The 8650-nt window shown below is 41.4% G+C and carries 11 protein-coding genes; 6 read left to right on the top strand and 5 right to left on the bottom strand.

Going from position 1 to position 8650, the window contains the following annotated elements:
* Window positions 1-97: 97 nt before the first annotated feature.
* From Q1B07_RS20780 to Q1B07_RS20765, 4 genes are all read right to left on the bottom strand, one after another.
* Window positions 98-1663, bottom strand: a complete 1566-nt coding sequence (locus Q1B07_RS20780) for a YndJ family protein (protein WP_299093686.1) — start codon at window positions 1661-1663, stop codon at window positions 98-100.
* Window positions 1632-2243 carry a DUF4166 domain-containing protein gene (locus Q1B07_RS20775; RefSeq protein ID WP_299093687.1) on the bottom strand — a complete coding sequence of 204 codons (612 nt, stop codon included), beginning with the start codon at window positions 2241-2243 and terminating at the stop codon, window positions 1632-1634. The genes Q1B07_RS20780 and Q1B07_RS20775 overlap by 32 nt, the downstream gene beginning before the upstream one ends.
* Window positions 2240-3157, bottom strand: a complete 918-nt coding sequence (locus Q1B07_RS20770; protein WP_299093689.1) for a DoxX-like family protein — start codon at window positions 3155-3157, stop codon at window positions 2240-2242. The genes Q1B07_RS20775 and Q1B07_RS20770 overlap by 4 nt, the downstream gene beginning before the upstream one ends.
* Before the next feature lie 440 nt (window positions 3158-3597).
* Window positions 3598-4722: a heparan-alpha-glucosaminide N-acetyltransferase domain-containing protein gene (locus Q1B07_RS20765; protein WP_299093691.1), complete on the bottom strand. Its 1125-nt coding sequence runs from the start codon at window positions 4720-4722 to the stop codon at window positions 3598-3600.
* A 126-nt stretch (window positions 4723-4848) separates the two neighbouring features.
* Here Q1B07_RS20765 and Q1B07_RS20760 point away from each other — a divergent pair, with 126 nt between their 5' ends.
* The 4 genes from Q1B07_RS20760 to Q1B07_RS20745 all read left to right on the top strand — a co-directional run bounded on the left by Q1B07_RS20760 (window position 4849) and on the right by Q1B07_RS20745 (window position 6818).
* Complete coding sequence (locus Q1B07_RS20760) at window positions 4849-5571, top strand: PIG-L family deacetylase (protein WP_299093692.1); 723 nt, start codon at window positions 4849-4851, stop codon at window positions 5569-5571.
* Window positions 5572-5980: 409 nt separating this feature from the next.
* Window positions 5981-6190, top strand: a complete 210-nt coding sequence (locus Q1B07_RS20755) for a hypothetical protein (protein WP_299093694.1) — start codon at window positions 5981-5983, stop codon at window positions 6188-6190.
* Window positions 6191-6401: 211 nt separating this feature from the next.
* The gene (locus tag Q1B07_RS20750) at window positions 6402-6599 is read left to right on the top strand and encodes an IDEAL domain-containing protein (protein ID WP_299093695.1); all 198 of its coding nucleotides are present in this window, start codon (window positions 6402-6404) and stop codon (window positions 6597-6599) included.
* Window positions 6600-6683: 84 nt separating this feature from the next.
* Entirely contained in the window at window positions 6684-6818 is a 135-nt protein-coding gene (locus tag Q1B07_RS20745; RefSeq protein ID WP_299093696.1) for a hypothetical protein, read from the top strand.
* Between the two features lie 186 nt (window positions 6819-7004).
* Here the strand turns inward: Q1B07_RS20745 and Q1B07_RS20740 are convergent, their stop codons facing one another.
* Window positions 7005-7136 carry a hypothetical protein gene (locus Q1B07_RS20740; RefSeq protein ID WP_299093697.1) on the bottom strand — a complete coding sequence of 44 codons (132 nt, stop codon included), beginning with the start codon at window positions 7134-7136 and terminating at the stop codon, window positions 7005-7007.
* Window positions 7137-7359: 223 nt separating this feature from the next.
* Here Q1B07_RS20740 and Q1B07_RS20735 point away from each other — a divergent pair, with 223 nt between their 5' ends.
* Together Q1B07_RS20735 and Q1B07_RS20730 are read left to right on the top strand one after the other, a co-directional pair.
* Window positions 7360-7776, top strand: a complete 417-nt coding sequence (locus tag Q1B07_RS20735) for a DUF3221 domain-containing protein (protein WP_299093698.1) — start codon at window positions 7360-7362, stop codon at window positions 7774-7776.
* Window positions 7777-7967: 191 nt separating this feature from the next.
* Complete coding sequence (locus tag Q1B07_RS20730) at window positions 7968-8477, top strand: DUF3221 domain-containing protein (protein WP_299093699.1); 510 nt, start codon at window positions 7968-7970, stop codon at window positions 8475-8477.
* Window positions 8478-8650: the final 173 nt, after the last annotated feature.

Genomic DNA, 8650 nt, shown 5'->3' with positions numbered 1-8650 from the left:
TGGCAAGTTTTTTGCATTTAAAGCCCTTAAATTCAAAGATTATTAACTTTTTTAATATAAAAGTTTTTACAATACGGGTACCATTCTGGGGGGAAATTTATGTAAAATTCTTCTTTGCATGAATCAAATAATCAATTTGTAAAAAAGGAATGCCAAAGATCCGCATCCAGTGCTTTGCTGTAAGATGTCCTTCGCTTGTCTCTGTAAGGTAAAAGTATTCAGAAAGCGGCAGCATGAAAAGATTCCGGCCAACTGCTAAATAAATACCTGCGTCTCCGTTTCCCTTGCTTGATAGAATAAGAGAATCGCCTACCACGTCAAGCTGCAGGATTCCGATCATCGATGAACCCGGAAGAGGAAGTGCGATATTCATATACGTTCTGCCTGCTGATTCATGCTGTGAATAAATCGCTGTAAAAACGGTTTTGTTGTTCACTTGACGTATCCAAGCGCGCGGCCTTTGTCTTCCGTCCAACAGAGGATCAACAGCTTGCAAGGTAAAGGTCATTTCCGTCCACTTGCTTGTGAGCGGCAGGTTTAACTGCTGAAGCCGGGTGCTGATCAATTTGTAGCAAAAAGCAAATGGTTTAAACCAGACTGCCCATTTTACGGAAGCCAATAATTGATACTGATTTGTTTGTTCGTAAAAATCCACGATGGTTTTTGGCAGCGCCTTTGTGTCAACGAATTCATGTAAATGATCAACAAGCCCGGCATATGGTTTGCCTGAATCTTTTAATCTCCCGCGAAGTTGGCTAACTGGGAAATTCCACTCGCCCTGCTTCGTTGCCGGTGGGGCCAGCACCCAGCCAATGACACCTGCCAAGCCAAACACAACACAGTTGAGAAAGCCATGGAATGTGAGCATAACATCCATGCTAATAGACCAAAGACCAAATGCATTGCCTGCCGCATAAAGCATGGAAAATAAGATCGTGATGCCTAAGGCACAGTAGGAAAGGCGAATAAGTACTCCCTGCAGCTGTGAAGCAAAACGAGTGCGAAAAGCAAGAATGATAAAGCTATAAATCGCAAAAATATACAACAAGACTGAAAGAACCTCAAGGATCGGCGAAAAGGTGATGCCAATCGCGACGAGCATCGGGCCTGCCAAAATGATTGAGACAATCACCCGATACAAGGCAGAATCATGCAGCCTGCCAAATAGTCCAAGCGAAACCGGCAATAAAAATGCCGAGTAATGAAAATGGATTGCTGTTAACCAAGTGATGAGCGGACTAAAGCCCGTATCGATACCCGCTATATAAGCAAAGAACCATAATCCTCCGATAAATAAATACATCATCCCGATATCAATTGAGATCTCTGCCCAATTGGTAAAACCACGCTGAAAGAAGCGCTGTGCACCTCTAAAGGCAACATAACAAGTAAAGAGCAAATATAGAAAAGCGAGAATAATCTGCCCTGTACTTGATGTGACAGTAAACAATAAGAAAACGGCGAGCATCGCCATCCAATGAATGAGAACGGTGTATCGCTTTGTCTCCAAGAGCAGCTGGAGCATGATGGGCACGAAGATCAGTTGTGCAGCTGTCAGCATCAGCAGGTAGGGCTGGTCTGTCAAAATTGTACTTCCTAAGAAGAAAAGAAGCCCTGCAATAGTGATTGGACTAATAAGACTGCTCTTTAAATTCGCCTTCATACCTCATCAACCTTCCTAGCAAACGGTTTTGAATATCAACTTGAATCGAATATGCTTCCCGCACCTCATCATACCCTTCCTCAACCGTTACATTTCCTTGGAACATAGCCGGGATCGGAAGCTCATGCTTGCCGATCAACAGACGCTGTGCACCTGAGTGGATGCGCATGCGCCCATCAGCGGTTACCGTAAATGATAAGTCGGAATAAAATAAGCTCGGCTCTCCTAAATAATCCTTCACAACCTTGCGCTTTTTATCAATGGTCATAAACGCATGGAAATGCCTTGTCACCTTTTCAAAGTAAAATTTCCGCTCCCAATAGATTTCCGCTTCACCGGTTGGCAAGCGCCTGCACGTATTTTTAATAGAAAACGGCACATTCTCACCGCTTTCGGGAAAAAGAAAATTCCAGCGGGTCGCTATCGATAAAAAAGGTGTTAACCAAGCAGCACCAGTTTCAATCTTTGCCATCGTGCCAACGGCAAAAAACGGCTGGTCAATAGGCAAGGCATAACGTGCTTGCAGCATCGGGTGAAGCCTTTGGAAATCCTCCCCTAAAAGGTCGCGATAGATTGTCACGATGCACCACCCTTTCTCGTACGCTTGCAGCTTGCTGCCGTGGGCACATCTTTTGCCAACAAGAAGCCGAGCAACGAAAGCACCCAAAGACCGGCATTAAACGTAACAGGATTAAACGGATGTAACGAGATTGAAGGATCAGCTAGTAAGGCACTAATGGTTAAGATCGGAAAAATAAGCAGCTGCAGCCTAAGTAAATGTCTTTTCTTACGGTAAAGGAGCCAAACGACTGCAAAAAGGATCTCGAGAATCCCGACAGCGCTTACGGCTAATTCAGCAGCAGTTCTTTCAAATGCAGCCAATTGCGATAGCATGGAGATTTCCTCAGGATGCCGGGCAATCAGCTTCGGCACCAGCCCATGATACAGCCAAACAAAGAAAAACAGCATGGTGATAAGGACGTTGCTAAAAAAACGTATGTACTGTGCCCGTGGAGATTCTCCTTTCTCAATCCAGCGTTTCAGCACATCAAAGCTAAGCGCAGTTGCCCACCCCATAAGCGGACGAAAAAAAAGATCCATCAGCCGCCCAAGGGCACCGTAGCGCACCTCATAGTCATATTGCGTAAGAAAGATGATCCCATTATCTGCTTGAATGTAGCGCCAATACCCTTTCCCTTCACGAATCGGTGATATCTTCTGGTCAGTACCAAAGTGCAGTGAAGAGGTTTTTGAGCCATCCTTCTTATGATGTGTCCCGATGCTTTTTCCCCAGCCAGCCACTTTAAGGCCCAGACCTATTTTCGTTTCATATAAAAATTCTTGGGGATCCTCCTCAGATTCTTTCGGTAAATAGGTAATGGAAGAAAAACGCAAATCCCATTGCTCATGGAGTTCAGGGCTTTGCGTCATCCGCCATACCTCATCAATATTGGCCTGAATGGGAATTTCGACATAGATCGGCTTCGGTTTCATTTGGATCACCTCTATAATAAAGTTTCAAACTAGGATGATAGAATAGTAGATTGTAAAAACATAATGGTGAAAGAAAGCAGATCTTATTTTAGAAGAAGCATGTCATTTCACTGTATGTAACTGATTATTTATTTGTGATACATTTCACATACATTATAACACTTAATTGGCAATAGTTAGATAAAAAATAAGAAAATTGGCATAAAAAAAGAGCGCAATTCTACTCGGGAATTGCGCCCATTCATAGAAAAGACCTATATTACCTCAAGCGTCTGTCTAACCATCTCTCCTTAAGCCTGGATAAAATAGCCAAACTCGGCAATGCTCCTTCATCAGCGGCCAAACATATTCTCCAGCCTCTTTGTAGGAATGGATGAGAGATTCTAGGTCCGAATTTCCAAACGTGCGGCTCAATCGATGGATCAGCCACGTTTTATCGATTACACCTTCACATACACTTTCTTCTTATGCAGCGTAAGCGCAACGATTGTCCAAAACAACAGCATCAACAAGGCATAGGTTAATTGCGGCAGAGGACTGAAGGATTCAATCCATTGCAGCAATAGGGCTGATAAGGGTTGCTGTCCTTTCGTTGTTGCAAGTGTGATATGTGTCATTACCGAAGCGATAATGAACTTCCCGAAGTAAATTAAAAAGCTGTTGCGGCCAAAGGCTTCCAAAAACGTAACAAGCGGTCCAAGCGCTGTCTCTTTCGCATCGACGTGTTTCCGATAGTCGGCAAGTAAATAAAAGCCTGAAATTAAAAAGGCCGTTACACCAGCAGAGATTAAAGCGAACGATGGCATCCACATTCTTTTATTAAAGGGGAGCACTTGATGGACAAGCAGGGCGAGAATCACGAGCAACACACCCAACAACAAGATTTCCTTCCAGCCGCCGCTCTCTTTTTTCGTCAAGATTAAGCGTCCGATCGCATAACCGAACAGGACATTCGCTAATGCGGCAAAGCTTGTAACAAGTCCTTCTGGATCAAAGCCCCTTTCTCCTTGGGCATACATATGGTTTTCGCCAAACACCTTCTCATCAATAAGTCCTGAAAGGTTACAGGTTGGCTGTGGAAGGCCGCCTTCACATGACTGGCTTGTTGAGAGCATGGCGGCTCCATAGACAAAAAGAATAAAGCAGGCGATCAATACTAATTTGATTGGCGATTTGATAAACTTCGTAATCGTCACCGTAGCAATCCCTAACAAGGCAAACATTTGTAACACCCCTGTTAGCCTGAGCGTGGAAAAATCGAGGCTCCAGGTGACAATCATCGTAAAAATGATGCCATATACAATAAGGCGTATCGTTCGTTTGATGATTTTTTCCCATACGACACCTTTTTGATAAGCGATGGCCATGCTTGTCCCAAAAATCGTGATAAAGGCAGGCAAAATGAGATCAATGATCGTCAGGCCGTACCACCCTGCATGACGTAAATATTCATAACCGCCAGCGGGAATGGCGCTTAAAAACACGGATAACACGACAATCAATCCCCGTGCCATATCAAGGGAATAAATTCTTTTTTTAGTAGGCTTTTGTTGCGATTGTTCCATTATGGTTTCCTTTCAAATCCTTTTATTCTTTCCTAGGAAATTATACACTAGCTTGTAGAATGAGTGGTAAATGACATATAAAAAAATGCTATCATAATTGGTATCAATTGAAAATGGAGGATTTCAATGAGAATTCTTTTTGTCTTACTTTCAACATGTTTATTGACGATCGCAGCGGGCTGCAATGAAAAGCAAACGGCGGTCTTTTACTCGCCACATGCCGATGATGAGGTGCTTAGCTTAGGGCCATCGATTTTGGAACATCGAGTACGCGGCGACAAAATCGTGGTTGTTTTATTATCAGAGGGGAAGGCGAGCGGAGCCTTTGAGAAAGTCAATCAAAAACTAACCGATAAAGGGCTGCCAACGATATCAAGAGACGAATTCGCAGCAGCGCGGGTAAAGGAATTTAAAAAATCAGTGAAAGCCTTAGGTGTGGCTGATGAAGATGTTCATGTGTACCAGCTGCCTGATGGTGATATCCAAAAGGATGAGGTCAAAGAGATTATGAAGGAATTGAATGTGAGGTATCCGTCTGCAACCCATCATGCCTTGTCTTACAATGACCCGCATCATGACCATGCTGCCTCAGGCTATGCATTAAAGGAATTCCTGGAGGAAGAGCAGGACATATCCGGAACCTTTTATCTACCTGTCCAAGAGTATCAAAACCTCGAGTATGAAGGAATCTATAAGGTTCCCGGAAAGTATCATGAGGATTTTGCCGAAAGCTTAAACGCGTATTCAATTTGGGACCCGGAAAACGGCTTTTATGCGATCGGACATACATCTGTTAAGCCTTATTTCAACACAGCAGAAAAAATGAAGGAAAGCAGATGGCATAAATAACAAAAAACCATTCTTACCCCTTGTTCCATCAAGCAAACAAGGGGAAGAATGGGTTGAATATATTTGTACGATCTAAATTTTATAAAAAGCTTTTAACGACTAGAAAGAAGGCCATCCACAATGGAATACTTAGCAACATTCCCCACATAATTCCGTTAAACACATTTCCTTGTTGTTCCATGATCAGCACTCCTTTATCTTTTATGGTAGATTACTTTAAGCTTGTCCTTATTATATTTGAAAACGCTTTCAATGTATATAGTTTTTATGGAAATTAGTAAAATTTAACCTAAAATTTTAAAAGTTTAGACCTGGTTTTTATGTCTTTATGACTATATGCAAAAGGTAATAAAACGATAAAGAGTGGCAAAAACTACTAAGACTTCACAAGGAAAAGGAGGCGATAACGATGGGAGCAAAAGGCAACTCAGGCAAAGTCACGGTCATCTTCCATTATGCTGACCATATCGAGAAGAAAGAACACACACAAATTGAATTAACCGCCTTATTAGGGGCAGACCTCATTTTCATCGATGAATTTAAAGAGGCGAAGAAAATTGACAAAAAGATTTGGAAAAGCCATGTGAACGGAATGAATTTGGACGTGTATTTAAAGTGAAGGCACCCGATCATGGGGTGTCTTTTTCAAACACCCAGAAAGAACGTCATCTTACGTAACAAGAACAAGGTAAGATCCTTCCAAATTTCTTAAAATAAAAGCAACAGGCAGCACCATCTCGTTAGCTAAAGTGACAAGTTAGCAGGTTTAAGGCAGGAAGAGGATGGCTATATAAGGTAGAAAGAGATAAAAATAAGGAGTGGATGTCGGGATGGATAAGAATTCACTTAATACCGTGAACAAACAGACAAAGGAAATGTTTGACGCTCTAGCTGCAGAGCTGATCGTCGACAAAGCGATACGCGATTTTCAAAAGGAGCAGCTGCGCAAAGGAATTGACCAGTCGTTACAGGAGAGAAACAGAGAAGAGTTCCTGCGCTTGACGAAGGCATTAAACGAACTTCACTAAAAAATGTTAAAAATTGATCGTTTTTAAGTATAAGAATTTACTAGTTTGGTAATCATGGAGATAAGAAGAAAGGAGAGAGGGAAAATGGCAAAGGAGAAGAAGCTTGATTTAAAGGATTTTATAAAGGGTGAACGCTTTGAGTTAAATTCCTACCTGAACTATTTAGTTAATCAAGTATCTGCTACGGTTGGAGAAGAGTCTAAGGAGAAAACGGTCTAAACTGAAAGGAAAAAATGGAATGGTAAAAAGGAAAGAATAAAGCGACCTTGTGATTCTCATTTAGAAGACAAGGTCGCTTTTGTTGTTTGCTTATTAACATGTGATGAATGTTCAAAAAATATAAGTGCAAAATAAAGACACCAAATCAATCATGCAAACAAGGTATGTATGTACTTATGTGATCAATTAATGCATCAATAGCGTTAAGCTGGCACTTAGAAGAATCGTCACAGCTGGTACTGCAATCATTAAGATCAGTTTATTTCGCTTCTTTGTCCTCTCGATCTCCTCAGGAGTCATCCATATCGATTTTGCCATCAAACTTAGCCCTTTCTTTTTTCTATTTTATGGGTGAAACTGTTCATTTATAGGTAAGCGCTTTAAATTATAGTATAGGAAACCTCTGCTAAACAAGGGCAAATTCTTACAAATTTCGACTTTTTTATCCGTGCTTAAAGTCCAGTATTTTCTCTGAAACCCTTTCATACCTAGGTCGTCTAATTTAGTAATGGTGTCAATTTTTTGCAAAGGAGGGAGTCTTTTGAAAAAAACAATGCTTTTATTGATGTTTTTAAGTCTCACCTTTTTTGTACTGGCGTGCGGTTCAAATAAACAAACTTCCTTGACAACAAGTGAACAACCTCAATCAAAAGAGGGGGAGGAGGATCCAGCCGAAGAAGCAGCTAAGCCTTGGTTTGATGAGATCAAACCAAAAGAAATCGAGGGCTATGTATTTAAAAAAGAAAACGGCAACATTCTGGTCGTTAACCCGAGCCCAAGAAAAATAGAGGGGGGAAAGACGATGTATGATGCCATTTGGTTCACAAATGACCCACATTCAGTTGAAATTGGCGACAGAGTTCAAGCAACCTATGAAGTCGTGGAGACCTCCTACCCGGCACACGCAAAAACAACTAAAATCAAAGAAACTAGAAAGCCGAAAGCCTCAAGGGGCTGAATTATCAGAGGCCGAGGCGATAAGAATTGTCTCTACAGACACATAAACAGAAGCTAAAACAAGGACATATCTTATCAAAAGTATTTTACGAAAAAACATCTGACACATGGCAGATAAACGTGATGAACCTAATGGATGAGTCCACAACAGACCTGTCAATTGAGGATCATTTATAAAATGGAGGTTTTCCAATGAAAAGCAAATATGCTTTTATCCTACTTACTCTAATCTCATGTCTGTTATTCGCCTGTGGATCAAACAAATCGACAACACAAGGCACTGATGAAAAGCCTGCGGCACATTCGATGCAAACAGAAGGCTATGTCGTTGAAAAGAATGGAAACGAGGTCCTGGTTGTCAATCCAAACATAAAAGACAATAACCAAAACTACGGCCCGATTTACTTTTCCAACACTCCAGATTCACTCAAAATAGGGGACAAAGTTCGTATTTCTTTTGACATGCTCATGGAATCATACCCAGGTCAGGCAGAAGCAAAGGAGATAAAGGTGTTAGACAGTCATAAACCTGATGGAGCAGATCTCACGGAGGCAGAAGCGCTGGCGAATGCCTTTAACAGCACAAACGTAAAATCGCGAATTCTATCCAAGTTTCAATATAATCAAGAAGCAGATAAATGGATCATAGAGTCTGGAGATATGATGGGAGGTACGGAAGAGATCACGATTCAAGATAAATGACCATGGATAAAAAGAGGCATTCGTTTTCTATTGCAATGTTTGCCTCTTAATCTTCGAAACAAAATCTTTCTAGATCCCTCGACTCATATCACAAACAGTCCCATTATCGTTAATAAAAAAGTCTGATATCAATTAAATCCAAAGGTATATCTTTGTTATAAAAATGACAGAAA

Source organism: uncultured Metabacillus sp., from assembly GCF_947503125.1.
In the GTDB taxonomy this organism is placed as follows: domain Bacteria; phylum Bacillota; class Bacilli; order Bacillales; family Bacillaceae; genus Metabacillus.
The sequence above is the reverse complement of the archived record's forward strand: the minus strand, read 5'-3'. Positions and strand labels throughout refer to the sequence as shown.

Bases quoted from the DNA above. Each gene is read 5' to 3' on its own strand.
- Q1B07_RS20780 (WP_299093686.1), bottom strand. From the start codon at position 1,663: ATGAAGGCGAATTTAAAGAGCAGTCTTATTAGTCCAATCACTATTGCA.
- Q1B07_RS20770 (WP_299093689.1), bottom strand. From the start codon at position 3,157: ATGAAACCGAAGCCGATCTATGTCGAAATTCCCATTCAGGCCAATATT.
- Q1B07_RS20765 (WP_299093691.1), bottom strand. From the start codon at position 4,722: ATGGAACAATCGCAACAAAAGCCTACTAAAAAAAGAATTTATTCCCTT.
- Q1B07_RS20760 (WP_299093692.1), top strand. From the start codon at position 4,849: ATGAGAATTCTTTTTGTCTTACTTTCAACATGTTTATTGACGATCGCA.
- Q1B07_RS20755 (WP_299093694.1), top strand. From the start codon at position 5,981: ATGGGAGCAAAAGGCAACTCAGGCAAAGTCACGGTCATCTTCCATTAT.
- Q1B07_RS20750 (WP_299093695.1), top strand. From the start codon at position 6,402: ATGGATAAGAATTCACTTAATACCGTGAACAAACAGACAAAGGAAATG.
- Q1B07_RS20745 (WP_299093696.1), top strand. From the start codon at position 6,684: ATGGCAAAGGAGAAGAAGCTTGATTTAAAGGATTTTATAAAGGGTGAA.
- Q1B07_RS20740 (WP_299093697.1), bottom strand. From the start codon at position 7,136: ATGGCAAAATCGATATGGATGACTCCTGAGGAGATCGAGAGGACAAAG.
- Q1B07_RS20730 (WP_299093699.1), top strand. From the start codon at position 7,968: ATGAAAAGCAAATATGCTTTTATCCTACTTACTCTAATCTCATGTCTG.